Source organism: Vibrio plantisponsor (genome assembly GCF_013041605.1).
Lineage (GTDB): Bacteria > Pseudomonadota > Gammaproteobacteria > Enterobacterales > Vibrionaceae > Vibrio > Vibrio plantisponsor.
The window spans coordinates 418,526-443,951 of the sequence record NZ_JABEQC010000002.1; the positions used below are offsets into that span (position 1 = coordinate 418,526).

A 25,426-nucleotide genomic window follows, 5' to 3' on the forward strand; every position below is an offset into this window, starting at 1 on the left:
AGGGACTGAAAAGAATACACGTAATAGAAGTTGTCAGTTTTTTTATAATAAAAATGAGCAAGTAAGGACGCAATTGGCTATGTCTACTCATAAAGGAAAAGAAGTGACCTTCTCCCAATCGGAGTTCTTGGTCTCAACAACGGATACAAACAGTATCATCACTTATGCTAATGATGAGTTCTGCCGTGTGGCGGGTTTTACCGCTCAAGAACTGATTGGCAAACCTCACAACATTGTTCGACATCCTGATATGCCTAAAGCGGCTTTCGCAGATATGTGGGGGCAGCTAAAGAAAGGCAACAGCTGGCGAGGAATGGTAAAAAACCGCTGTAAGAATGGGGACTACTACTGGGTAGATGCATTCGTTACACCTATTTACGACAAAGACAAAATTATTGGTTATCAGTCTGTTAGACATTGCCCGTCACGCAAGGATATTGCTTCTGCGGAGCGGTTGTATCAGCGTATTAATAATGGAAAGAAACCTTTTCCTGTCACCGAACACATTTTATTTCAAAGAACTGTCGCTGCGATAGTCGCAATAGCTTTGTTGGGTAGCGCCTATTGGATAGCAGGAATGACAATGTTTGCGTTAGTTTTAGCGGCGTTAATTATTTTCAGCGGTCTATTCTTTGATGAAATAGTCAAACTGCCAACCTTGATTCATAAACAAGCAGATATAGTAAATAGTCCTTCTCGAGTCGTTTTTTGTGGCACAGGGCTAAGCGGAAAAGTTGCCTATAATGTGGATATTCAGTTAGCCAAAATCAGGACAATTTTGGGAAGAAGTTTGGATTCCGGCAAGGCATTAGTGAATATTTCTGAGCAGCTAAAATCAACCAGTGAATCATCCTTACAAAGTTTGAAAGCCGAGAGTGAGCTTTTAGAGCAGCTATCTACTGCAGCCACGCAAATGAACGCATCAATACAAGAAGTAAACAGTGCAACTTTAGACACACGTGATTACGTGCGAGAAGTCAAAGATAAGTGTGGCAATGCGGCAGAAACATTAACAAGGAATGGTGAAAATTTGAATGAGTTGTCGGAAGACATAGGCGCGGCAGCTCAAAGTTTGCTTCAGCTTGTGGAAGACACCAACAAGATATCTGGAGTTATGGCTGAAATTCAAGGTATTGCAGATCAAACCAACCTGTTGGCATTGAACGCAGCGATTGAAGCGGCAAGGGCAGGTGAGCAAGGTCGAGGCTTTGCTGTAGTTGCTGATGAAGTTCGAACCTTGGCCGGAAGAACTCAGCTTGCCACACAAAACATTCAAAGTTCGGTAACCAATCTTCAGAACTCAATGCAAACGTGGCAAAAATCCATGATGACCAACCAAGATAAATCTCAACGGTGTAATACAGAAGCGCAAAGTGTCCAGTCTATTATGTCTAGTGTGATTGATATGATGTCGTTACTTGAGGACAAATCGATTCAGATTGCATCAGCCATGGAAGAACAAAGTGCGGTTACTGCCGAGATCAGCCAAAACGTCCACCATATACAGGCGGTATCAAATCAAAACGTTGATTTAGTGGGACAGGCAAGTGAAAACGCTTGTGAAGCTCATATGAGTGCTAACAATATCAATGCGTTAAGTTGCAATTTCCGTTAATTCACCCGACGACGAAGCACTCTAAAATAAAAAGACTAACTCAACATGGTTAGTCTTTTTGTTTTAACGAATATATCTGAAGTGTTAAAGGGTTTTGAGCATGCAAATTTCACAACTGCCGTGCCCGGTATTACCAATACTCCCCTCTATATGTTCGAAACCAAACTGCTCGTATAAAGAGACTGCAGAGCTCAGCTCTTCCAGTGTTTCTAAATATAGGTATTTGTACCCAAACTCTCTCGCTTTTTTAATCGATAAATCAATTAAACATCTTCCAAGACCAATACCGAGCACGGATTTATCCAAGTACAACTTTTGCATTTCGCCATACTCTTCACTAGCCCCTAAAAGCTGTGCAACGCCAACACCGCCAACCACTTGATCATTAAGTGTTGCTACCCAATAACCAGACTTTTCAGAGGTATAGGCGTGGCTCAGACTGGCTAAAGCCGGATCGTGCAAGCTTACACCTTCTAGATGGTCAATTTTATTATCAATGAAGCTGTTACGAATGACGTCAGCAATCGCACTATTGTCTTCAGGCGTAATAGGTCTGATAGTGATGTTTAAACCATTGAGTAATACTTGGCGTTGTTCTAGCTTATCCGTTTCCATTCTCTAGCGTCCTTCGATCTGCATGTTCGTTTTAAACTAACCAATAATATTGTAAGTACAGCGAGAAACACACATCAATATCTAATGTAAAAGGCTTAGTAATAAATTTTACTAAGCCTTTGAAAGACTTGGCACACCCGACAGGATCCGAACCTAATACTTACTGCCTAACGAGGAACGAAAATTGTCTGTGCTCAAAGTCGATATGGGATATTTTTCAATTAATTCAATGTGATAATTTCGATGTGGTGCATCAAAAAAGGACGTTTTTAGACTAAGTATGGACATTGCTTTGGCTTTAAATATTTTACACAGACTAAATACGTTATTTGTTTTTTTAGATTTACTCGTCTCTTAAACTACTTCAACTCACTATCTTTTAAAAATATGTAAAGTTGCAGATTTTCTATGCAAAGCCAATTACTGTTTAGCTAATATTCGGAAAGCGCGTTTAATCACATTTAACTAAGTTTTTACGGTTTGCTAACAAGTGGTGCTGATTAGTGTGTTTTTGGTCAAGTTATTAGTAACATTCTCAGTATAAGTATACTTAGTTCATGTTTTTATCAAAAATGAGAATCATTACTTGCATTGCACTGTTGTTTTGATTAAAAATCACGCAAATGTTGTATCTGTAACTTCCGTTGCATAATGAAAGTGTGATTTGTTTCTAGGTATATAATGGGATTCTAATTAAGAGACTGGGATTGTACTTATGGATGAGCCTGCCTTAGTTGAGTTAATTGCTTTTGGTTATTTGAAGGCAGATTGAGAGTTAAGATGAAGCTTAAGAGATCAACAAAGAACTACATTTACATTGCAGGCTTGTCATTAATAACACTCTTGTCATTTGCTAAGTACTACCTCGACTCTCAAGAAGTTGCTGGCGAAGTGTCTACTGAGCTGCGAAGTATCGTCGATGAAAATATTAATTACTATCAAGATAAAATCAGTCGTGATATCCCATTGAAGGACTGTGCCACATTTTTGCAGAAGAACTCAGCGTTATTGCTATTCAATAGAGATATTAGAAGTATTGGTGTTACAGATAAGAATATGATTAGTTGTTCTTCTGCTCTGTCTTTGAATGGAAAAGAAGTTCAGACTCAGACTGAAGAAACGGGCAGTATAAGACTGTTCTATCTTCCTAAAGCTCCTTATTCTGACTATTTGATACCAAAGGATTCAGGAGCCATCTTACTTAAAATTTCATATACCCCAAGATATGCCACGTACTTTGCTTTTTATCCAGAGGCTGTCACAGAGTTAATGGATGATTACTCTGAATACGATGTTTTGATTAAACTTGAAAATGCTTCCTTATCCAAGAGCGGAGTTGAAAGTAAAAAAAATAGTTTGCTAAATGGCGAGTTGTACAAAGTCGACTTTAATTTGAAGTTGTATTCATTCTTAGCCTATTTCATCATGAATCATGGCTTCATCATCGTATTTTGGACTATTGCCTACTTGGTAGTAGTAAACAGAAGCTCTCCAATATTTGATAGGTTTAAAGCGAGCTACTGGGATATTGATAAAGCGATCAAGCGTTCTCAGTTTCATCCATATCTCCAACCCGTTTTTGACATAAACGGTACATTGACAGGTGCTGAGGTGCTCGTTCGCTGGATTCATCCGACTAAGGGAGTGATTCCTCCAATTGAATTCATCGATGAAGTTGAAGCTAATGGAAAAATTAAAGACATTACTAGAATGTTAATGAACAAGTGTTCACTGCATTTACGTAATATTGAATACCTAAGACACAACGACTTCCATCTTGGATTCAACGTCTGCGCAATTCAGTTTGATTCGGATTGTTTGTATGAGGATGTAGTAAAACTCCAGAGCGAGTTGTCTCCAAATCCGGTTAAAATTGCTTTAGATGATTTTGGTATCGGTCATTGTTCCATGAAGTATTTAATAAACACCAGAATCGATATCATCAAAATCGATCGTACCTTCATAAACACAATATCAAATGGCGAAAGTACTCTTGTATTGGATGCCATTATCAATCTTGCCAAAACTACAGACACCGAGCTTCTTGCTGAAGGTGTTGAGAACCAAGAACAGTTCAATTACTTGTACGAACGAGGAATTGGTCAATATCAAGGCTTCTATTTTGAAAAACCAATGCCAATTGAAGAGTTTATTAAGAAATATTTTTCATAAAACTATTTAAGTAATTATTCCATAGTTAGAAACGGAGGAAGTTTGACTGGATTTTAATATCAGCCAGATGATCAGAGCGTTGACTTTGACAACTCGAATCGGTTTGGTTACTTAATAATGCTGTACGGCGGTTTCTACTATTCATTTTTAAATAACAATTGAACGTTATACAGCCTGTAGTTGTGGCCAATGTGCGAACATAAACAAAAACGCCTTAGCTTGAATGTTAGCTAAGGCGTTGTTTTATTTGGCGCTCCCGACAGGATTCGAACCTGAGACCTGCCCCTTAGGAGGGGGCCGCGCTATCCAGCTGTGCCACGGGAGCAGGGCTCTTATATTACTCAATTATTTGAATAAGTTAACCTCTGAAAAATACTTTTAATACTGTTTGTGCATAACGTCGCCAATTTGAACACTTGAAAGCAGTTCTGGTTGGTCAATTACAAGTTCTGCATCGTTCTCGTAAACACGAGACACCGTTAGAGTGATGTCGCTCTGTGTAACTTTGTTACGTGGCAAACCTTTCTGGTCTATGAACGCGCCTGTATGCCAAAGCTGAAGTTTGTCACCTTCTTGAACGCCATGAATACGGCCTAGATCCATGGTTATGGTGTTGCCAAATTTTGCGACAACTTCTGGAAGCGTAATTTTGCAGGAAATCTCTGATTCCAGATCCAACATAATATTTCGGCTGACTCTCAGTAACATATCGCCATATGTTGAAGCCCAAAAACGCGCACTGCGGGTATCTATTTGGCTGGTTTTTGCAAAAGGCCAGCGAGCAACTTCACGGTAGTTTTGCTTAAATACTTCACTGCCAGTTTTGCCATCAAACACTTTCATTTCCAAAGCGAATTGACGGTTGATTACATCGTCTTGTAGAAGCTTTTGGTCGATGGTTGCTGTCAAGTCCGTAATCACTCCGCCAATGATGTACTGTGCGCCAGTATCTTGAGCAATCATTTTAATGCGTTCTGGGTTGCGAGCATTGATGTCATAATTAGTTGTGCCGACAGAGACAAAACTTCCTGACTCCTGAGCGATTTGACGGTTCACCACTTCAGCAAAATCATCACCCAGACTATAAATCTGCCCCATGACCGCTTGTTGTGGTGATGCTAAATCAATATTGCCAACTAAGAAGGTCTTTTTATATTGGTTTTGCTGGCAACCAGTTGCCGAAGGATAAATATCAATACGAGCACGAATACTCATTACATCACTTTTGGAAATCGTCTCTTCAACCAGAATGTAACGGACTTCGTGGTTTGAAAACTGGTATTCGGTACGTTCCGATTCTAATAGCGGCATTAAATTGCTGATACTGCCAATATCTGCCCCGGCAAATTTTACCGCCTTATAAATGGCGTTTTCTAATGCATGGAGGCGGGCGGCACTTTCTGTCGAAACAACTGCGGCAGTACCTGTCACTTCATACCATTCTGCATAAGCTCTGGGTATGCTTAGTGTTACTGAAAGTATTGAAATTAAACAATAAATAAATTTTTTCATTATAATTTACCAGTTAGGTATAAATTTTGCTTATTAATTCGTAGCTGATGTAGGTATCGCATTTCTGAATAGTAGACGAATTTAGAAAAGCAAAGAGTGTTCCAGTTTCATCAGTGAGAGTGAAATGGAACCGATGCCTTAGTATATCTGGAGATGAAGAGAATGAAAAAATGGCTTCCTTTAGTGCCTGCAGTTTTTTTGACTGCTTGTGCCTATGCCCCGATTTATAACGGAAAAGAGCCGTATTCGGGTTCGCAATTTATGTTGATGGAGAGCCCAAGACATACTTTGGATTTCTTCGTAGAGAGCATGACTGAAGATTTAATGATATCGAACACGAGTATCACAGCTCGTAATGCTATTGCCGTGACCTCATTTGTTGATCTGCAAAATATGGATGCAACAAACTGGTTGGGTAATTCGGTATCTGAAGGCTTTATTTATCAGTTCCAACGCCGTGGTTTCAAGGTTGTTGACTATAAAACCACAGGGACGATTCAAGTCACGCAGCAAGGTGACTTCGCCTTTAGCCGTGACTGGAAAGACTTAGCTCAAGAGCAAGAAATCCAATATGTGTTAACTGGCACTATGCTTCGTCAAGATGGTGGCGTTTTGGTTAATGCTCGTGTTGTTGGTTTGCAATCTCGTATTGTTGTAGCAACTGCACAAGGTTTCTTACCTGCTGATCGCATCGGTAGAGATTTAGATACCTTGAACAGCATGCGTACTCAAGATGGTGTTCTGATTCGTTCTGATCCAACGATGAAGCAACCTTATACAGTCATTCTGCGTCCATAGGAGTTTATAATGAAACAATGGTTATTGGTCCTAGTGACATCGTTAGTAATGATGGGCTGTCAGCCTCTTCAAACAACAAGAGCGGATGATTGGCTAACGGCGGTTGGATACGCAAGTATCAGTGAGCAAAAAGGCCGTGATGTTGAAGAAAAGAGCGTACGAGCAATGCGAGCTTCAAAAATTGATGCTTACCGCGAGTTGGCTGAACAAGTGTATGGTATGCGTGTTAGCGGCCGTGCTGAGCTAAGCGATCAGCGTCTTGGTACTGAACGTACTAGCGGTGAAGTTGATGGTGTTATCCGTGGTGCTGAAGTGGTTCGCAGCTATAAAGTTGGCGACAGCTATGTAACGGAATTACGTCTAGATATTAATAAAATGAATATGCTTCGTGATTACGGTGAAGTTCAGCAGGTACCAGAAAAACGTCAGCAAACTTTGTTCTAACTATCTGTGAATTAGTTATTCTCGTTTTAATTATCACTCTCCAGATACTTAAAATCGGCATACGAAAAAGCGGCAAATATTGCCGCTTTTCTGTTTTCTATCTTCTGTTTCAATTGCCGTCTGTCGCGAAGACGTGTTAGTTACGCCTTAAGGTTGGTACCTAATGTCGAAACGGATTGAGTGCGGCCAGTTGCGCTATAAGTCATGCCTACTTTGCCCAAGCTTTGCTGCATCATGTTATTGAGCTTATTAAAGCTTAGTTGTGCGCGATTCAGCGCTTCGCCATTAATCAAGTTGGCTTGTTGGCAGTCGTGAATAACAGAACGAATTTGATTGGTTAACTCATTGAGGTAGCTATCCTCTGTCAGGCTCGAGACATGAGGATGAGCAGCAATTCGTTGATCTGTCGTTTGCAGTTGGTTAACCAAAATGGTTTTCTGTTTGGCAAGCGCTTCGATATCCGTAGATACACGAGAAGTAATTGCGATTTTCTCTTTTTCCAACAGCACCGATAAATCTTGTGCGTTTTTAAGTTGGAACTCGATCAAGTCTTTTAGTGCTGCCATAACTTAAATTGCCTATAAACCGAACCGGGCTAGTTAAAGCCACCCAATTCTTTTTCAAATCTGATCATATTGTCGGCCAGTTTCTCTGAATCAACAACATAAGATCCGTTTGCGATCGCCTCTTTAATCGCAGCGACTTTGGCGCTGTCGAAGCTAGGGGTCGTCGTCATGTCGTTATGCAGTTCACCAATGGCCTTTCCTTGATGGCTAAGCGATACAGAATCTTGCTTAACAGCACCACGGGATGTTGCACTTGATGTTGATGAAGATGCATCTGAATTAGAACGAGCAGGGGTTCGATTCGTTGTGTTTAACGAATGCCCTGAGCGTATGTTATCAATGCCTGCCATAAATGAGCCTTTTTTTAAATATGAATCTGTACTGTCAATATCGACATGTAGAAGAATAACTTTAGCAATTTTATGGCTTCGTGACGAAATTAACGATTTTATTGCTAAGTAACTAAAACTGAACGGTTACTTCGCCAATACCACTGACTTGCGCATCTATTATACGGTTAGATTTATCATTTTTCACTTTTATCTGTTCACCGAAGCTTCCGTCAGATAATGCTGTTCCTTTAGTAGTAATATTCATACCACTGGCGTTTGCTTGGATAAGTACACTGTCATTTCGGCATACCACACAGATATCATTTTGTTCGATAACATCACCTAACTTCACGTTTTTCTTGGTTTTTGCTCCGACCACTCGCTCTATTGAGGAAAAACCTTGCCGTCTAAAGCGCAGCAGATCTACCATACTGATAGTTATATCGTTTTCTGTTAAAACCTGTCCTCTGCTAATATGATTAGCAGCGGTAACCATCGGAACTCGCATTGTTAGGCGAACGGGAACATAGATTTTCCAGTTATCCGGTTCACATTCGACTAGTACGGTGATGTTACTAGCTGACGAATTACTGGATGACGATGAAGTTGTGAGAGTGTTGGGACAATCGGTGGCAAATATACGGTCATCGATATTTGCGGCACTCACTACGAGTTCGCCGCCTTCGGCGACCTCAACACTGTTCAAAACATGGTTTTCAGCGGCATTTTGAATCATTTTTACTTGTTCTGGAGTCGCTGCAAACAAAGAAAGACTAAAGAAAGCTAACAAAAAACCGATAGAGTTAAAAAAAATATTATATAAAGCTCTACACTTAGATAGGGAATGTAGATGTAAACAGGTCTTCGGATGCATTGTTCGTGTCTCTCGTTTCTTCATAGCGTGTAGTAGACTACCACTTTTTTATGAACATAAGTTTGAGATGGAGATGTGCTTATGACGGGTATTCTTGATTCTGTGAATCAGCGTACGCAACTTGTCGGCCAAAACCGACTAGAATTACTGACTTTCCGTCTTAACGGACACCAACGTTATGGCATTAACGTTTTTAAAGTCAAAGAAGTTCTACAATGTCCTAAATTGACTGCTATGCCTAACTTGCATCACCTAGTTAAAGGTGTTGCTCATATTCGTGGTCAAACGCTTTCTGTTATTGATTTAAGCTTGGCTATCGGTGGCCGTCCTACTCAAGATGTTCAAAAAAGTTTTGTTGTCATCGCGGAATTTAACCGTACAACTCAAGCTTTTTTAGTAAGCTCGGTTGAACGTATAATCAATATGCACTGGGAAGCTATTCTGCCTCCGCCTGAAGGTGCAGGTAAAGCAAACTACCTTACAGCAGTAACCAATATTGATAACGAACTGGTTGAAATTCTCGACGTAGAAAAGATCCTTGCAGAAATCGCACCAGTTAACGAAGAGATGGATGCTAGTATCGGTCATGATATTGCGGAAGCTGAACAAGAAAAGGCGATTGTTCGTCGTATTTTAATTGCAGACGACTCGACAGTAGCTCGTAAGCAGGTTCAGAGAGCAATTGAATCAATCGGCTTTGAATGTATTTTGACCAAAGACGGTAAGGATGCATATCAAAAGCTGTTAGAAATGGCAAAAGAAGGTAGTATTTATGACCAGATTTCTTTGGTTATTTCGGACATTGAAATGCCAGAGATGGATGGCTACACCTTAACGGCAGAAATACGCCGACATAATGAATTAAAAGATCTCTACGTTATACTGCACTCATCACTGAGTGGGGTATTTAACCAAGCTATGGTTGAACGAGTAGGTGCGAACGCATTTATCGCTAAGTTTAACCCTGACGAGCTTGGTAATGCGGTGAAGGCTGCGCTAGTAAAATAAAGAGAAATGAATGACTGCTATTACTATAAGCGATCAAGAATATCGCGACTTTTGCCGATTTCTGGAATCTCAATGCGGTATCGTATTGGGAGACAGCAAACAGTACTTGGTGAGAAGTCGTCTCAGTCCACTTGTAACTAAATATAAGTTGGCTAGTTTATCTGATCTGTTGCGTGATGTCGTAACAGGGAGAAATCGTGATTTGCGTGTGGCAGCAGTTGATGCGATGACAACCAACGAAACCTTATGGTTTCGTGATACGTATCCGTTTACTGTGCTTGCTGAGCGTTTACTGCCGGAAATGGCGGCAAAAAAACGCCCTATCAAAATCTGGTCGGCGGCGAGTTCTTCAGGTCAAGAGCCGTATTCAATGGCAATGACCATTCTTGAAACTCAACAGCGTCGCCCTGGTTTGCTTCCAAGCGTATCGATCACGGCAACGGATATCTCAGCAAGCATGCTGGATATGTGTCGTGCCGGTGTGTATGACAATCTCGCCTTGGGGCGAGGGTTGTCTCTTGAGCGCCGGCGTGCATTCTTTGAGGATGCAGGTGATGGACGCATGAAGGTTAAAGATAGCCTCAAACGTCTGGTGAACTTCCGTCCGCAAAACTTAATGGAAAGTTATGCGTTGCTTGGTAAGTTCGACATCATTTTCTGTCGAAATGTATTGATTTACTTTTCGCCAGATATGAAAGCGAAAGTGTTGAATCAGATGGCGAACAACCTAAATCCCGGTGGTTATCTGTTGCTCGGTGCATCAGAGTCTTTAACCGGATTAACGGACAAGTTTGAAATGGTGCGTTGTAACCCAGGCATCATCTATAAGCTCAAATAAGCCATAAGCTTCAAACCCATTATTTTCTAAAGCCCAGCCAAGCGCTGGGCTTTTTCTTTCCTTTCTGGTTCTCTGTTCTATACCTAAAGAGAGACATTCCAAATCTCTAAATTTATAAGTTTGCTACTGCCAAAAACGGCGTGCTTTTTGCAAACTGTTTTTTTGCAAGCTAAAGGTTGCAACACAAGAAAAGGTTAATTGTGAATTGGCAAATTTAAAAGTTGGTACGCTAATTGCTTTTAATCTATGACTAACGGTCAGTTCTTAATTTAAGAGGCAAAGTATGGCTATTTCTTTCAACAACGCACTCGGCATACACCAGCACACGGTGGGTGTTCGTGAACGCAATGCAGAGGTTATCTCTACTAACATTGCTCAAGCGAATACACCTGGGTTCAAGGCGAAAGGAATGGACTTCAAAAAGGCTTTGCAGGCGGCAAGTTCGGGGGCAAGCATTGGTCTTAGCCGTACGGATGGTCGGCACATTCCTGCCTCTACGACTGTGACAGGGGAAATGCTTTACCGCGTTCCAACTCAACCTGACACTGGTGATGGCAATACGGTGGATGTGGATTTAGAGCGTAACTTGTTTATGCAAAACCAGATTCGCCACCAAGCATCACTTGACTTCTTAGGAAGTAAATTCAAGAACTTAACGAAAGCAATTAAAGGGGAGTAATTTAGATGAGCTTATTTAATGTGTTCAATGTGACAGGTTCCGCGATGAGTGCAGAGTCTGTTCGTCTAAATACAACCTCAAGTAACCTTGCTAACGCGGACAGTATCAGCAGCTCAGTTGAAGATACTTATAAAGCGCGTCACGCAGTGTTCGGTGCTGAGTTGAGTAAAGCACGTTTTAACCGCGACCCAAACGTGCCTGTGAAAGTGTTAGGTATTGTGGAAAGTGATAAACCGCTATCAGCGGAGTTTAACCCTGACCACCCACTTGCGAATGACGAGGGCTATATCTACAAGCCTAACGTTAACGTAATGGAAGAAATGGCTAATATGATTTCTGCATCACGTTCATACCAAACGAACGTACAGGTTGCAGATGCGAGTAAACAAATGCTGCTGCGTACGCTGCAGATGGGTCAATAAGGATAAGGAGTTAGCGTATGGCCGGAATAGATAACGTTGGTCAAAGCGGCTTGTCCTATGTTGACCAGCTGAAGGCTCTTCAAGATCAGAAGAAACCGAATGAGACCACAGGTAAACAAGATCTTAAACAAGAAGATTTTCTTTCCCTGCTCACGAAGCAACTTTCTCAACAAGATCCTTTTAAGCCGGTTAGCAATGACCAGATGATTGCGCAAATGGCATCATTTGCGACGGTTGATGGTATTGGCAAGATGAACACTCAATTTGAGAGTTTGAACTCGGCAATGACATCAAACCAAGCCTTGCAGGCATCGTCACTGGTAGGTCGTGATGTATTGGTACCAGGTGCTGCAGGCGTTAAGAAAGATGATGCAGGCATGGCGGCAATGGTTAAGCTTCCAAGTTCGGTAGAGAATTTATTTGTTCGTATCGAAGACGAAATGGGACAGTTAGTTCGTACTATGGACGTAGGAGCTAAACCGGCCGGTGACAACCGTGTCGAATGGGATGGAAAAGATCAAAACGGTAATCCATTGCCGGCCGGCAAATACAAAGTGAAAGCAGCTGGTCTACTAGATGGAACAAGTACTGAATTTGGCGTATCTACTTACGCTAACGTCAATAGTGTTCTGCTTGGTAAAGGTGATGGTAACGTACTACTCAATCTAGCTGGTTTCACATCACCAGTGAAACTTGCTGAAGTACTTGAAGTTGGCAAAGCATAGAATGCTAGCTAGATAGGAGAATTTGGAATGTCATATGTATCTCTTAGCGGTTTATCCGCAGCTCAGTTAGACCTGAACACAACCAGTAACAACATTGCGAACGCAAACACATTCGGCTTTAAAGAGTCACGTGCGGAGTTCGGTGATGTTTACTCAAGTTCTTTATTTACCAACGCTAAAACCACTCCTGGTGGTGGTGTGCAAGCGAATAAAGTTGCCCAGCAATTCCATGAAGGTTCAAGTGTTTATACGAACAACCCAATGGACTTACGCATCTCTGGCACTGGCTTTTTCGCGGTATCTAAAGATCGCCTTATTCCACAGCAAAATGAGTTGACGCGTAACGGTGCTTTCCACCTGAACAAAGACAACTTCATGGTGACGTCGAATGATGAGTTCCTACTGGGCTATCAAGTAAACCCTGATACTGGCGATGTGCTTTCTTATGAACCACAGCCAATGAACATTCCAGCAGAGTTTGGTAAGCCAAAACAAACGGCAAACATTGAGGTAGGTGTAAACCTTCCTGCAAACGGCGAGCTGAAAGATCCAGCGCTGTTTGACTACAATGATCCAGAAACTTACAACCGCTCAACGTCATCGACCATTTATGACTCAATGGGCCAGTCGTATAAGCTAACTACGTACTATTTGAAAGACCAAAGTCAGCCAAATACGTGGCAAACTTATTACACAGTGACAGACAAAGAAGGTGAAAAGCCTTTGAACATCACTGGCGGTGATGCAACAACCGCAAGTGGTCAAGTCGGTCACACCATGAGATTTAACAATGACGGTACGTTGGCAAGTTTAAATAACGGGCAGCCAATTGTTTCTGAACCACTAGGCGCAAGTGCTAACCCGCTAAACCTAAATGGCGCAGATGTAAACCAAACACTCTCCTTTGGTCTTGATTCAGCAACTCAGTTTGCCGCGCCGTTTGAATTGACTAAGTTCGATGAAGATGGCGCAACAACGGGTTTCTTAACTAAGATCGACTTTGACGAAAACGGTAGCGTGTTAGGCACTTACTCAAACGGTGAAAACATCACCCTAGGCCGAGTTGCGTTAGTACGTGTATCTAACGAACAAGGTCTGGATAAAAAAGGTGGTACTCAATGGGATTCAACTCAGTTCTCTGGTGACAAGATCTGGGGCGAATCAAACAAAGGCTCTTTCGGTTCCATCAACAACGGTACTCTAGAGCAATCAAACATTGATATGACCCAAGAGTTAGTGGATTTGATCTCTGCTCAACGTAACTTCCAAGCAAACTCACGTGCGCTAGAAGTTCACAACCAGCTACAACAAAACATCCTGCAGATTCGATAATACGAACTTCGTATATATGATCATCTGGTCTATCAAGCCAGCGGCAACGCTGGCTTGATAGGATTGCCAGCTTGCCACATTGCCGCGGCAAACCTCCCAGTAATATCCCTTCTATTTACAGTAACTTTCTGTTTTATATTAAAAATAAAACTTGGCACACCTATTGCTTTATAAGTCGTAACAGATGAATTTTGGAGCAAATTATGGACCGTGCATTGTTTCTCGCCATGAGTGGCGCAAAGCAAAATATGCAAGCTATGCAGCTAAGAGCGAATAACTTGGCCAACGTAAGCACAACAGGTTTCCGTGCTGACTTAGCACAAGCGCGTTCAATGCAAGCATACGGTGATGGTCTGCCTAGCCGAGTGTTCAGTATGACTGAGCGCCCTGGAAACAACTTCCAGCAAGGTAGCGTGATCACAACGGGACGTGATTTGGATGTCACCATTCAAGGTGATGGTTGGATTGCTGTTCAAGACAAAACCGGCGCTGAAGGTTTAACTCGTAACGGTAATCTGCAAATCGACCAAACGGGTCTTTTGCTCAACGGCAATGGTCACTTGGTGCTTGGTGAAACCGGTGCACCAATTACTTTGCCGGTACCTGTGGCAAAAGTTGAAATCGGTAACGACGGTACCATCTCAGTTCGCCCACAAGGCGCACCGGCAGATGCTATGGAAATTGTTGACCGCATCAAACTTGTTCGCCCAAACAACCAAGATTTATACAAAGATGTAAATGGTCTTTTCCGCGCGAAAGATCCAAACGCGGCATACGATGCAGATGCCAATGTGAAAATTCTGACCAGAGCCCTAGAAGGCAGTAACGTCAATGCGGTAGGTGAAATGACCAGCCTAATCGAGTTACAGCGTCAGTTTGAAATGCAAGTCAAAATGATGAGCACGGCAGAAGACATGGACAAATCGTCCGATTCTCTGCTTCGTATGAGCTAACCAATTGAAAGGAAATTAGTATGCAGCCGGCATTATGGGTAAGTAAAACAGGCCTCGACGCGCAGCAAACCAATATTGCTACGATCTCGAACAACTTAGCGAACGCCTCGACGATTGGTTTCAAAAAAAGTCGTGCCGTGTTTGAAGATTTGTTCTATCAAAATATTAACCAACCTGGCGGTCAGTCATCTCAGAATACTGAATTGCCAAGTGGTTTGATGTTAGGTGCGGGTTCTAAAGTAGTGGCGACTCAAAAGGTACACACTAACGGTAACGCACAAACGACAACCAACAGCCTTGATATGATGATCGAAGGGGATGGTTTTTTCCAAATCCTGATGCCGGATGGCAACATCGGCTACTCACGAAACGGTCAGTTCACTCTCAACGATGAAGGTGTAATTGTGACCTCAGGTGCGGGCTATCCGCTAGACCCAGAAATTGTGGTTCCTGAAGATGCAATCTCAATCACTATCGGTAATGACGGTGAGGTTTCAGCACGTATTCGTGGTCAGCAAGACAACCAGGTATTAGGTCAGATCACCACGGTAGATTTTATTAACCCAGGTGGTTTAGAGCCGATTGGTCAGAACCTTTACTTGCCGACAGGGGCAAGTGGTGACCCTCAAGAGGGTGTCCCAGGTTTGGATGGCTTAGGCAGTATTCGTCAATCGATGTTGGAAAGCTCAAACGTTAACGTTACGGAAGAGTTGGTTAATATGATTGAAGCGCAACGTGTTTACGAAATGAACTCGAAAGTGATCTCTGCGGTAGACAAGATGATGAGCTATGCGAACCAACAGCTATAACCGGATAACGGTTAACTTTGGTTCATATAGAGTGATTGAGAGATAGTGATGATGAAACGTTTACTTAGCCTAATTTTTGTTTTGACTGTTTCTGGCTGTGGATTATTGCCAGAAGAGATCGAAACTTCGGATGTGACTGCCGGAACTACGGTCGTGGATGCGGTTGAAGGTGACAAGTCTGCTGAAAGTGATTCAGGGCTAGTTGATACGCTACGTAAACGTACAGATCCTGTTGCTGGCGATCCTGCATGGGCGCCGATTCACCCTAAAGCTAAACCTGAGCATTATGCAGCAGAGACGGGTTCACTGTTTAACCTCGCGACCACGACCAGCTTATATGATGATTCTAAACCTCGTGGCATCGGTGACATCATTACGGTGACCTTGGATGAGAAAACCAAAGCGGCAAAAAGTGCTGATGCTGATTTGTCAAAATCGAATGACGCATCGATGGATCCTCTTGCCGTCGGTGGGCAAAACTTAACCGTCGGCGATTACAACTTCTCGTATGCGTTAAAGAATGACAATAAATTCAGCGGCAGTGCAGAAGCTAACCAGAGCAACAGTCTCTCTGGTTCGATCACAGTCGAAGTGATTGAAGTACTGGCAAACGGTAACCTAGTGATTCGTGGTGAAAAATGGTTAACCTTTAATACTGGTGATGAGTACATTCGTTTAAGCGGCACTATTCGTCCAGACGACATTGATTTTGATAACACCATTGCTTCAACCCGTATTTCTAACGCTCGAATTCAATATTCTGGTACAGGAACGAACCAAGATATGCAAGAACCTGGATTCTTGGCACGATTTTTTAATGTGTCTCTGTAGATTAAGCTCTACAGTCGAAGAATTGACAGAATTAAGTTGATATCGATGAGGCCTAATTGGCCTCATTTGTTTTTTGAACTCAGGTCGGCAGACCTAACGTTAACGGTAACCCACAATGAAAAAACTCACTTTGTTATTGATGATGCTAGTGACAGCAAGCGCCAACGCAGCTCGCATCAAAGATGTTGCTCAAGTAGCAGGTGTGCGTAGTAACCAATTGGTGGGCTACGGTTTGGTGACTGGTTTGCCGGGTACGGGGGAATCCACACCTTTCACAGATCAAAGCTTCAACGCCATGCTGCAAAGCTTCGGCATTCAATTGCCACCTGGCACTAAGCCAAAAACTAAAAACGTTGCCGCTGTAATCGTGACGGCTGATTTGCCTGCATTCTCTAAGCAAGGTCAAACGGTTGATATTACCGTATCTTCTATCGGTTCAGCGAAAAGTCTACGTGGCGGTACATTGATGCAGACCTTCCTAAAAGGTCTGGATGGTCAGGTTTACGCTGTGGCACAAGGTAACTTAGTTGTTAGCGGCTTTAGTGCCTCCGGTGCGGACGGTTCAAAAGTCGTGGGTAATAACCCAGCGGTGGGTATGATTTCTGGTGGTGCGATTGTCGAGCGTGAAGTTCCAACACCATTTGGTCGCGGCGATTTTATTACCTTCAACTTGCTGGAATCAGATTTTACTACTGCTCAACGTATGGCAGATGCAGTGAACAACTTCCTTGGTCCTCAAATGGCATCAGCGGTAGATGCTGCATCAGTTCGCGTTCGTGCACCTCGTGATGTGAGCCAGCGAGTGGCATTTCTTTCTGCGATTGAAAACTTAGAATTTAACCCAGCAGACGGTTCGGCAAAAATTATTGTTAACTCCCGCACTGGTACTATTGTTGTCGGTCAGCACGTTCGCCTAAAACCTGCGGCAGTGACTCATGGTGGTATGACAGTGGCAATTAAAGAGAATCTAAATGTCAGTCAGCCGAATGCTTTCTCTGGTGGTCAAACCGTGGTTGTTCCTAATTCGACTATCGAAGTAGAAGAGAAGCAGGGCAAGATGTTTAAACTTGAGCCGGGTGTGACTCTCGATGAACTTGTACGTGCAGTAAACGAAGTCGGCGCAGCGCCTTCAGATTTAATGGCAATCTTGCAAGCACTTAAGCAAGCAGGTGCTATTGAAGGCCAGTTGATCATTATCTAAGGAGCTTAAGATGATTAATAACTCTAACGATATTGGTTTTATTCACGATATTGCCAGCCTAGATAAACTGCGTAAGCAGGCTGTGGGTGGTGATGAAAACTCAGAAAAAGAAGCGTTAACTGCGGCAGCTCGTCAGTTTGAATCGATCTTTACCAACATGATGCTGAAGTCGATGCGTGATGCCAACTCTGGCTTCAAATCGGAACTGTTTAACAGTCAGAATGAAGATTTCTATCGTCAGATGCTAGATGAGCAAATGACCAGTGAACTGAGCTCATCGGGTTCGCTTGGTTTAGCGGATATGATTGTGGCGCAACTGTCTGCTGGTGAGAAGTCACAAGCTGGCGGTGAAGATGGCTTCCAAGAAGCGATGCGCCGTGTAGAGCGCTCTCGCGAAGCACAGGCAAACCGAGCTGAAATGAGTGAAGACAATGATCTCGCGATGGCTGGTAGTGCTACGGCTAGTGGCGCAGAGGCTCAACAGGCGGCAAACTTTGAATCACCACGTTCATTTGTTTCTTCATTGAAGCCTTATGCTGATAAAGCGGCAAAAGCGTTGGGCATTGATGCCTCTCTACTGATTGCTCAAGCAGCATTAGAAACAGGCTGGGGGCAGAAAGTGGTTAAAAATGCCCGTGGTAGCAGCAACAACTTATTCAACATTAAAGCGGATCGCAGTTGGCAAGGAAACAAAGTAGCAACTCAAACTTTGGAGTACCACCACAATACGCCAGTTATGGAAAAAGCGGCATTCCGTTCGTATAACTCTTTCCAAGACAGCTTTAATGATTATGTTCGTTTCCTAGAAAAGAACCCTCGTTACACTACGGCACTCAATCACCAAGGTAGCAACGAAGAGTTCATTCGAGGAATCCATAAAGCGGGATACGCAACCGATCCTGAGTACGCTGACAAAGTGTTGAGAGTGAAATCGCAAATTGACCAGATGGGCGAACTATAAATAGTGAAAGCCGGAGAAAGTACTCCGGCTTTTTTGCCTTTCTTGTTTAACTCATTTCCTATTTCTTCTTTATATTTCCTCGAGTTACCTCCAATAAATAAAACTGGCATACATGTTGCTTTATACCCTGTAGATAGTCAGTGAACACTGACGTTTTTATAGTTTTTGGGGGCAGTATGGCGTCTGATCTTCTGAATGTGGGTACGCAAAGCGTATTAACCGCTCAGAGACAACTCAATACAACAGGTCATAACATTTCTAATGTTAATACAGAGGGTTACAGCCGTCAGTCTGTGATCCAAGGGACCAATATGCCTCGCCAATACGGCGGACAAACCTATGGTATGGGCGTACATGTGGACAATGTTCGCCGCTCGTGGGATCAGTTTGCCGTTAAAGAGCTGAACATTGCCACTTCCGAATATGCGTTTAAGAGCGATACCGAGCAGAACCTCGATATGTTATCCAAATTGCTCTCTTCCGTTGCGTCGAAAAAAATTCCAGAAAACCTAAACGAATGGTTTGATGCGGTGAAGTCACTTGCTGATTCCCCGAATGACGTGGGTGCGCGCAAAGTGGTGCTTGAGAAAGCCAATTTGATTTCTCAAAACCTTAACGATTTCCATGAGACAGTGCGTCGTCAGTACGATGTGACTAACAAAGGTCTTGATGTCGGTATCGAACGTATTAACCAAATTGCCGTTGAAATCCGCGATTTGCAGCGTCTGATGATGAAAGTGCCAGGCCCTCACAATGATTTAATGGACCAGCATGAAAAGCTGGTGGCAGAACTTTCTGAGTACACCAACGTTACCGTTACGCCTCGTAAAAATGCGGAAGGATTTAACATCCACATCGGTAATGGCCACACCTTGGTTTCCGGCACAGAAGCCAGCCAGTTGAAAATGATGGATGGGTATCCGGACGTTAAACAGCGTCGTCTTGCTATGGTCGAAGGTAATGGCATTAAACCGATAACGGCAAAAGACATCGGCGGCAAAATTGGCGCATTGATGGATATGCGTGACGAACACATCCCTTACATTATGGATGAAATTGGCCGTTTAGCGACATCGTTTTCTTATGAAGTCAATCAGTTGCAATGGCAAGGTTTGGATCTGCGTGGTGATGTCGGTCATAACATTTTTACCGATGTGAACTCAGATGTTGCCGCACGTGAGCGTGTGGTTACTCCTGCCGATTCAAAAGCAGACATTGCTGTTTACATTGATGATCTCAGCCAGCTCACTGGTGGTGAGTATTCACTTTCATACAACGGCAGTGACTATGTGGTCACGCGTCCAAGCGGTGAACAAGTTATCGTTGAGGAAAATCGCGGCAATATTTTCATCGATGGCATGCGAATTCAAATCAACAATGACCCACAAACAGGTGAGCGCGTAATACTTCGCCCAACTCGTAATGGTGCCAAAGAGATTAAGCTAATCACCAACGATCCGGCAAAAATTGCCGCTCAGAGTTATGAAGCTTCGACCACGCTTGCCCAAGGTAAAGCGAAATTCAAAATTCTTGAAGCAGGTGCTGTTCGTGAGTTTGAAGTGGTGATCTCTCCTTTGGGTGATCAGTTTGCTGTTACCGATACAAAAGGCAACATTTTACTGGAGCCTCAAGAGTATCCACCTTCAGGCCCTGTTGAAGTTCAAGGCACTATTTTTGAACTCTCCGGCGGAGCATTGCCGGATGATAAATTTACGGCAAACCTTGTTGCTTCAGAAGGTGACAACGGCAACCTACGTAAAATGATCAACGTTCAGACCAATAAAGAGATGAACGATAACAACTCCACCATTATCGATCTCTACCACAACCTCAATACAGATTTTGGTTTGAAGCTGTCGACTGCTTCACGTCTGACGGACGTTTCTCGTTTAGAAAAGCAGTCAGCACAAGAACGTATTGCTTCCGTATCTGGGGTAAACCTGGATGAAGAAGCGGCAAACATGATGAAGTTTCAACAAGCCTATATGGCTTCGTCTCGTATCATCCAAGCGTCAAACGATACGTTTAACACTATTTTGCAGTTGAGATAGGAGGGAGATTAAATGTTAACTCGAATTTCTAGCTTCCATAACTATCAATCTGTGCAAAACGACATGCGTCGTCAGGAATCGAAAGTTCACCATAACCAAGCGCAATTAGCGTCAGGTAAGAAGCTATTGTCGGCTGCGGATAACCCGCTCGCGACACATTATATTCAGAACGTGACTCAGCAAGAAGAGCAATTACGCCAATATTTGGATGCCATTACTTTGGTTAGAAACCGTCTTGAGCATCAGGAAGTGATTGTTAGTAATGCGGAAGAGTTTGCTGATAAAGCCAAGCGTAATGTCATGGAAATGATTAACGGTTCTCTTTCACCAGAAGACCGCGGCGCTATAGCTCGTCAGATCCAGGAGATTTCCAATAACTTCATTAACCTTGCGAATGTTCAGGATGAGATGGGCAACTATATTTTTGCTGGTACCAAACCAAAGAATCAGCCGTTCTTTCGCGACAATGCTGGTAACGTCACTTATTCCGGTGATGATTATCAGCGAAAAATGAAGATTTCTAATAGCTTGGAAATTCCGTTTAACACTCCGGGTAGCAAAATCTTTATGGAGATTGAGAACCCGTTTGGTGATTACGAACCGAATTACGCTTTGCAAGAAGGTTCTGAGTTATTGCTTGAGCGTGCAACCAACAGCAACGTTGATGATAACTCGAACTACACAGTGACATTTGTTGATATGGATAACGGCAAGTTTGGTTATCAACTTGAACGAAACGGCAGCATTGTGCAGGCCGATGAATTTGACGGCAAGACTGGTATCCAGTTTGAAGGGTTAACCATCGCGATTAAAGGGCAGATCACCAAAGGTGACTCTATCACCCTCGAGCCACGTAAAACCTTCAGTATTTTCGACAGCTTTAAAGACGCGATTGAGTATTCATCAAGTTCAGTCGCGGATGCTTCTTCGACAGCGAAATTACATCAAGTGACAGAGGAACTACATAAAGCCTTTATTCACTTGAATAAATCGCACACCAATATCGGTGCTAGTTTGAGCACTTTAGATATTCAAGAAGAGCAACATGAAGATTTCAAAATCAGCTTAGCGAAGTCAAAAAGTCAGTTTGAAGACTTGGACTACGCAGAAGCAGTGATTGAATTCAACGAAAACTCCCGAGCTCTGCAAGCGTCTCAGCAAGCGTTCGGTAAAACCAAAGATTTAACCCTGTTTAATTACATCTAACTTGAATGCCATATGTGCAATGCCATATGAGCAAAGTGAAATGTGATTAATAAAACAACGATTTCCGCTGATTTATTGATGAGAAAACAATCAATGCCGAAGCGGCAAATACGCGGCAAATACTTATTGCCGCAGGCTATGAATCTCTAGATGTTCCGGTTGCATTGGATAGGGTTGTTAGCTAAGTAATTGAAATTTATTTAATTAAAAAATAATTAAACTGAATTTCAAAGTTGGCACACATATTGAATTAATAATATCAGTGTTAATTAAACAATTTTTTAAATCGGCACATGTTGCAGATTTAGCAAGTTATTTACGGTCAGTGCTTCCAAAGAGTAAAGCTGACCGCTTCGCAAAATACTTGCGGACTCGATAGGAGAGCAAACTATGACCATTAATGTAAATACCAACGTGTCGGCAATGACTGCGCAGCGTTATCTAAACAAAGCGACTGGCGAGCTAAACACATCTATGGAGCGCTTGTCGTCTGGTAACCGCATCAACAGTGCGAAAGACGATGCAGCGGGCCTACAAATTTCTAACCGTTTGACTGCTCAGTCTCGTGGTCTGGATGTAGCAATGCGCAATGCCAACGATGGTATTTCGATTGCACAGACTGCAGAAGGTGCAATGAATGAGTCAACCAGCATCCTACAACGTATGCGTGACCTATCTTTGCAATCTGCGAACGGCACCAACTCTTTATCTGAGCGTAAAGCGCTTAACGAAGAAGTGTCTGCACTGCAAGACGAACTAAACCGTATCGCAGAAACAACATCATTCGGTGGACGTAAACTGCTTAACGGTTCATTTGGTGAGGCATCATTCCAGATCGGTTCTAGTTCTGGTGAAGCAATCATCATGGGCCTAACCAGTATCCGTGCTGATGAACCTCGTATGGGTGGTATGGCGTACGTTTCAGAGCAGGGCAAAACAAAAGATTGGGGCGTACCTGCCAACGCAAATGAACTGACTTTCGAGTTCACGGGTAAAGACGGTGAGCCTCAGACGGTAAGCGTTCAAGCTAAAGTCGGTGACGATATCGAAGAACTTGCAACGTACATCAATGGTCAAACAGACGTGTTCAAAGCATCAGTAGACGAAGATGGCAAGCTACAAATCTTCATTGCAGAACCAGATCTAGCACAAGACTTCAACATTGGCGGTAGTCTGGCTGGTGAACTTGGTTTGAACACTGAAAGTGGCAGATACACAACAGTACAAGACATTAATGTAACAACAGTGGGAGGTTCTCAAAACGCTGTTGGTATTATCGACGCGGCGTTGAAATACGTTGATTCACAACGTGCTGACTTAGGTGCGAAGCAAAACCGTTTAAGCCACAGTATTAGTAACTTGGCAAACATCCAAGAAAACGTTGAAGCGTCTAAGAGCCGCATTAAAGATACAGATTTTGCGAAGGAAACAACGCAACTTACTAAATCTCAAATTCTGCAACAAGCGGGTACCTCAATTCTCGCTCAAGCGAAACAGTTGCCAAACTCTGCAATTACACTATTGCAGTAGTTTTAGGACTCTTCATTAATAAGTCTAGACGTAGGCATGTATTGAAGACCCTTTGGCAAAGTATGTTTATTAGAAAGTGGCAGGCTCTCTCAATCTACACCCTGTCTGCCACCGGATAATACACATACGCCCCGGTAAGCCTAAATGTGTTCATTTCTCTTGATCTCCACATGGCATGGCTACCACAAACAGCCCCGGTTCTCTCAAAGGAAAGGGGCTTTTCTTTTGACTGTAATTTGTCATTTTTCCCAGCACCAACCCCTATCTTTTTAAGTTAACCCTTACGTTTATCTAATCTGCATCCTATAGAACTGACTATTCTTTGTCAGTTGCGTCGCATATATTTGCTAAATCCTTAATTTTTCTAAAGGTATTCTCTTGTGGGCCGCTAACAGAGATAACTTTGAGAGAACATTTTGGTTTTTCGAGACGTCGGAAACCGCATTCGAAGTTCCGCTTCGCAGAAAAATCTAGGAGAGATAACTATGTCAGTGAACGTAAATACTAATGTGTCAGCAATGACCGCACAGCGATATTTGAACAGTGCGACATCTGCTCAGCAAACGTCAATGGAACGTTTGTCGTCAGGTTCAAAGATCAACAGTGCAAAAGATGACGCAGCAGGTCTACAGATCTCAAACCGTCTGAATGTTCAAAGCCGAGGCTTTGATGTTGCTGTGCGTAATGCGAACGATGGTATTTCTATTGCTCAAACTGCTGAAGGTGCAATGAATGAAACAACGAACATTCTACAACGTGTTCGTGATTTATCATTGCAAGCAGCGAACGGCTCAAACTCGAAGTCTGAGCGCGTAGCGATTCAAGAAGAAATCACCGCAATGAATGATGAACTTAACCGTATCGCGGAAACCACATCATTTGCTGGTGGTAAGCTACTCAATGGTACCTTTGATACTAAATCATTCCAGATTGGCGCAGATAGCGGTGAAGCAGTGATGCTTTCACTAAACAATATGCGCAGTGACAACCAGAAAATGGGTGGTGTTAGCTACAAAGCAGAAAACGGTCAAGGTAAAGACTGGGCTGTTAAGTCAGGAAGCAATGATCTAACGATTACTCTTAATGACAAATATGAAGGTGAGAAAACCATCTCTATCAATGCGAAAACAGGCGACGATATTGAAGAGTTAGCCACTTACATTAATGGTCAAACAGACATGGTGAAAGCTTCTGTCGATGAAGACGGTAAACTACAGCTGTTTACCGCGGCAGACAAAGTGGAAGGCCAAGCGACGTTTGGTGGCAGCCTTGCTGGTGAATTGGGCTTTGGTGAAGGTAAAGATGTCACTGTTAAAGATATCGACGTGACAAGCGTTGGTGGTGCTCAGCAATCAGTAGCAATTGTTGATGCGGCACTGAAGTTCGTTGATAGCCATCGAGCTGAGTTGGGGGCGTTCCAGAATCGCTTTAACCATGCCATCAGCAATTTAGAAAACATTAACGAAAACGTGAATGCTTCTAAGAGCCGAATCAAAGATACTGACTTTGCGAAAGAAACAACGTCATTAACTAAGTCACAAATACTTTCTCAAGCTTCAAGCACGGTATTGGCACAGGCAAAACAAGCACCAAACTCTGCTTTGGCTCTACTTGGCTAATAGCAAGTATATTAGTGTTAATAAAGAATCCAGCTTCGGCTGGATTTTTTATACCTAGCAAAGCTTCATTATTATAGTCACCGTCTTCACGAAGGAATATTCGCAGAGATAAGAAGATCTAAAGGAGGAGCAACCGTCTTCAACGAACTGGTTCAAGCTTTTCTAAAGTTGTGGTGATTTGAAATGAAGAGATAAGCAGGAGCGGAAGTTGTTCACAGATGACAGATAAAACAAAACCCAGCCTAAGCTGGGTTCTATTATGATGGTGCGGAAGGAGAGACTTGAACTCTCACACCTTGCGGCGCCAGAACCTAAATCTGGTGCGTCTACCAA

At 42.8% G+C, this 25,426-nt stretch carries 24 protein-coding genes and 1 tRNA gene; 19 read left to right on the top strand and 6 right to left on the bottom strand.

Features of this window, described 5'->3' with window-relative positions:
- Positions 1-79: 79 nt before the first annotated feature.
- Positions 80-1,615 carry a methyl-accepting chemotaxis protein gene (locus HKI82_RS05250; RefSeq protein WP_102940330.1) on the top strand — a complete coding sequence of 512 codons (1,536 nt, stop codon included), beginning with the start codon at positions 80-82 and terminating at the stop codon, positions 1,613-1,615.
- Positions 1,616-1,699: 84 nt separating this feature from the next.
- Here the strand turns inward: HKI82_RS05250 and HKI82_RS05255 are convergent, their stop codons facing one another.
- Positions 1,700-2,230, bottom strand: a complete 531-nt coding sequence (locus HKI82_RS05255) for a GNAT family N-acetyltransferase (protein WP_112404915.1) — start codon at positions 2,228-2,230, stop codon at positions 1,700-1,702.
- Between the two features lie 780 nt (positions 2,231-3,010).
- On the opposite strand from HKI82_RS05255, the gene HKI82_RS05260 reads away from it, so the two are divergent.
- Positions 3,011-4,402: an EAL domain-containing protein gene (locus tag HKI82_RS05260; RefSeq protein ID WP_171137380.1), complete on the top strand. Its 1,392-nt coding sequence runs from the start codon at positions 3,011-3,013 to the stop codon at positions 4,400-4,402.
- 248 nt (positions 4,403-4,650) lie between these two features.
- Here HKI82_RS05260 and HKI82_RS05265 read toward each other — a convergent pair.
- Positions 4,651-4,727: transfer RNA gene (locus HKI82_RS05265), tRNA-Arg, on the bottom strand.
- 53 nt (positions 4,728-4,780) lie between these two features.
- On the bottom strand, positions 4,781-5,914 hold the full coding sequence (locus HKI82_RS05270; protein WP_171137381.1) for a flagellar assembly protein FlgT: 1,134 nt from the start codon (positions 5,912-5,914) through the stop codon (positions 4,781-4,783).
- Between the two features lie 162 nt (positions 5,915-6,076).
- Here HKI82_RS05270 and HKI82_RS05275 point away from each other — a divergent pair, with 162 nt between their 5' ends.
- Both HKI82_RS05275 and flgP read left to right on the top strand, forming a co-directional pair.
- Positions 6,077-6,712, top strand: a complete 636-nt coding sequence (locus tag HKI82_RS05275; protein WP_102940326.1) for a FlgO family outer membrane protein — start codon at positions 6,077-6,079, stop codon at positions 6,710-6,712.
- A 9-nt stretch (positions 6,713-6,721) separates the two neighbouring features.
- Positions 6,722-7,156: a flagellar assembly lipoprotein FlgP gene (flgP, locus tag HKI82_RS05280; protein ID WP_102940325.1), complete on the top strand. Its 435-nt coding sequence runs from the start codon at positions 6,722-6,724 to the stop codon at positions 7,154-7,156.
- Between the two features lie 140 nt (positions 7,157-7,296).
- Here flgP and HKI82_RS05285 read toward each other — a convergent pair whose 3' ends face one another.
- The 3 genes from HKI82_RS05285 to flgA all read right to left on the bottom strand — a co-directional run bounded on the left by HKI82_RS05285 (position 7,297) and on the right by flgA (position 8,952).
- Complete coding sequence (locus HKI82_RS05285) at positions 7,297-7,722, bottom strand: flagella synthesis protein FlgN (RefSeq protein ID WP_112404597.1); 426 nt, start codon at positions 7,720-7,722, stop codon at positions 7,297-7,299.
- A 29-nt stretch (positions 7,723-7,751) separates the two neighbouring features.
- The gene (gene flgM, locus HKI82_RS05290; protein ID WP_102940323.1) at positions 7,752-8,072 is read right to left on the bottom strand and encodes a flagellar biosynthesis anti-sigma factor FlgM; all 321 of its coding nucleotides are present in this window, start codon (positions 8,070-8,072) and stop codon (positions 7,752-7,754) included.
- 112 nt (positions 8,073-8,184) lie between these two features.
- Positions 8,185-8,952 (bottom strand): flagellar basal body P-ring formation chaperone FlgA, encoded by a 768-nt coding sequence (gene flgA, locus HKI82_RS05295; RefSeq protein ID WP_102940322.1) that lies wholly within the window; start codon positions 8,950-8,952, stop codon positions 8,185-8,187.
- Between the two features lie 57 nt (positions 8,953-9,009).
- On the opposite strand from flgA, the gene HKI82_RS05300 reads away from it, so the two are divergent.
- The 15 genes from HKI82_RS05300 to HKI82_RS05370 all read left to right on the top strand — a co-directional run bounded on the left by HKI82_RS05300 (position 9,010) and on the right by HKI82_RS05370 (position 25,093).
- On the top strand, positions 9,010-9,936 hold the full coding sequence (locus HKI82_RS05300) for a chemotaxis protein CheV (protein WP_102940321.1): 927 nt from the start codon (positions 9,010-9,012) through the stop codon (positions 9,934-9,936).
- A 10-nt stretch (positions 9,937-9,946) separates the two neighbouring features.
- Positions 9,947-10,774: a protein-glutamate O-methyltransferase gene (locus HKI82_RS05305; protein WP_102940320.1), complete on the top strand. Its 828-nt coding sequence runs from the start codon at positions 9,947-9,949 to the stop codon at positions 10,772-10,774.
- Positions 10,775-11,057: 283 nt separating this feature from the next.
- Positions 11,058-11,453, top strand: coding sequence for a flagellar basal body rod protein FlgB (gene flgB, locus HKI82_RS05310; RefSeq protein ID WP_102940319.1), 396 nt, complete (start codon positions 11,058-11,060; stop codon positions 11,451-11,453).
- A 5-nt stretch (positions 11,454-11,458) separates the two neighbouring features.
- On the top strand, positions 11,459-11,875 hold the full coding sequence (gene flgC / locus HKI82_RS05315; protein ID WP_171137382.1) for a flagellar basal body rod protein FlgC: 417 nt from the start codon (positions 11,459-11,461) through the stop codon (positions 11,873-11,875).
- Between the two features lie 17 nt (positions 11,876-11,892).
- Positions 11,893-12,600: a flagellar hook assembly protein FlgD gene (gene flgD / locus HKI82_RS05320; protein WP_102940318.1), complete on the top strand. Its 708-nt coding sequence runs from the start codon at positions 11,893-11,895 to the stop codon at positions 12,598-12,600.
- 27 nt (positions 12,601-12,627) lie between these two features.
- Positions 12,628-13,932, top strand: coding sequence for a flagellar hook protein FlgE (gene flgE, locus HKI82_RS05325; protein ID WP_102940317.1), 1,305 nt, complete (start codon positions 12,628-12,630; stop codon positions 13,930-13,932).
- A gap of 203 nt (positions 13,933-14,135) precedes the next feature.
- A complete protein-coding gene (gene flgF, locus HKI82_RS05330) occupies positions 14,136-14,885 on the top strand; it encodes a flagellar basal-body rod protein FlgF (RefSeq protein WP_102940316.1) in 750 nt (249 codons plus the stop codon).
- Between the two features lie 20 nt (positions 14,886-14,905).
- On the top strand, positions 14,906-15,694 hold the full coding sequence (flgG, locus tag HKI82_RS05335; RefSeq protein WP_102940315.1) for a flagellar basal-body rod protein FlgG: 789 nt from the start codon (positions 14,906-14,908) through the stop codon (positions 15,692-15,694).
- 51 nt (positions 15,695-15,745) lie between these two features.
- On the top strand, positions 15,746-16,525 hold the full coding sequence (gene flgH, locus HKI82_RS05340) for a flagellar basal body L-ring protein FlgH (protein ID WP_102940505.1): 780 nt from the start codon (positions 15,746-15,748) through the stop codon (positions 16,523-16,525).
- Between the two features lie 115 nt (positions 16,526-16,640).
- On the top strand, positions 16,641-17,726 hold the full coding sequence (locus HKI82_RS05345; RefSeq protein WP_042479986.1) for a flagellar basal body P-ring protein FlgI: 1,086 nt from the start codon (positions 16,641-16,643) through the stop codon (positions 17,724-17,726).
- A gap of 10 nt (positions 17,727-17,736) precedes the next feature.
- The gene (gene flgJ / locus HKI82_RS05350; RefSeq protein WP_171137383.1) at positions 17,737-18,687 is read left to right on the top strand and encodes a flagellar assembly peptidoglycan hydrolase FlgJ; all 951 of its coding nucleotides are present in this window, start codon (positions 17,737-17,739) and stop codon (positions 18,685-18,687) included.
- 176 nt (positions 18,688-18,863) lie between these two features.
- The gene (gene flgK, locus HKI82_RS05355) at positions 18,864-20,738 is read left to right on the top strand and encodes a flagellar hook-associated protein FlgK (RefSeq protein WP_102940313.1); all 1,875 of its coding nucleotides are present in this window, start codon (positions 18,864-18,866) and stop codon (positions 20,736-20,738) included.
- 12 nt (positions 20,739-20,750) lie between these two features.
- Positions 20,751-21,944 (top strand): flagellar hook-associated protein FlgL, encoded by a 1,194-nt coding sequence (gene flgL / locus HKI82_RS05360; RefSeq protein ID WP_102940312.1) that lies wholly within the window; start codon positions 20,751-20,753, stop codon positions 21,942-21,944.
- Between the two features lie 390 nt (positions 21,945-22,334).
- On the top strand, positions 22,335-23,474 hold the full coding sequence (locus HKI82_RS05365) for a flagellin (protein ID WP_102940311.1): 1,140 nt from the start codon (positions 22,335-22,337) through the stop codon (positions 23,472-23,474).
- Between the two features lie 485 nt (positions 23,475-23,959).
- Positions 23,960-25,093: a flagellin gene (locus HKI82_RS05370; RefSeq protein WP_102940310.1), complete on the top strand. Its 1,134-nt coding sequence runs from the start codon at positions 23,960-23,962 to the stop codon at positions 25,091-25,093.
- Positions 25,094-25,426: the final 333 nt, after the last annotated feature.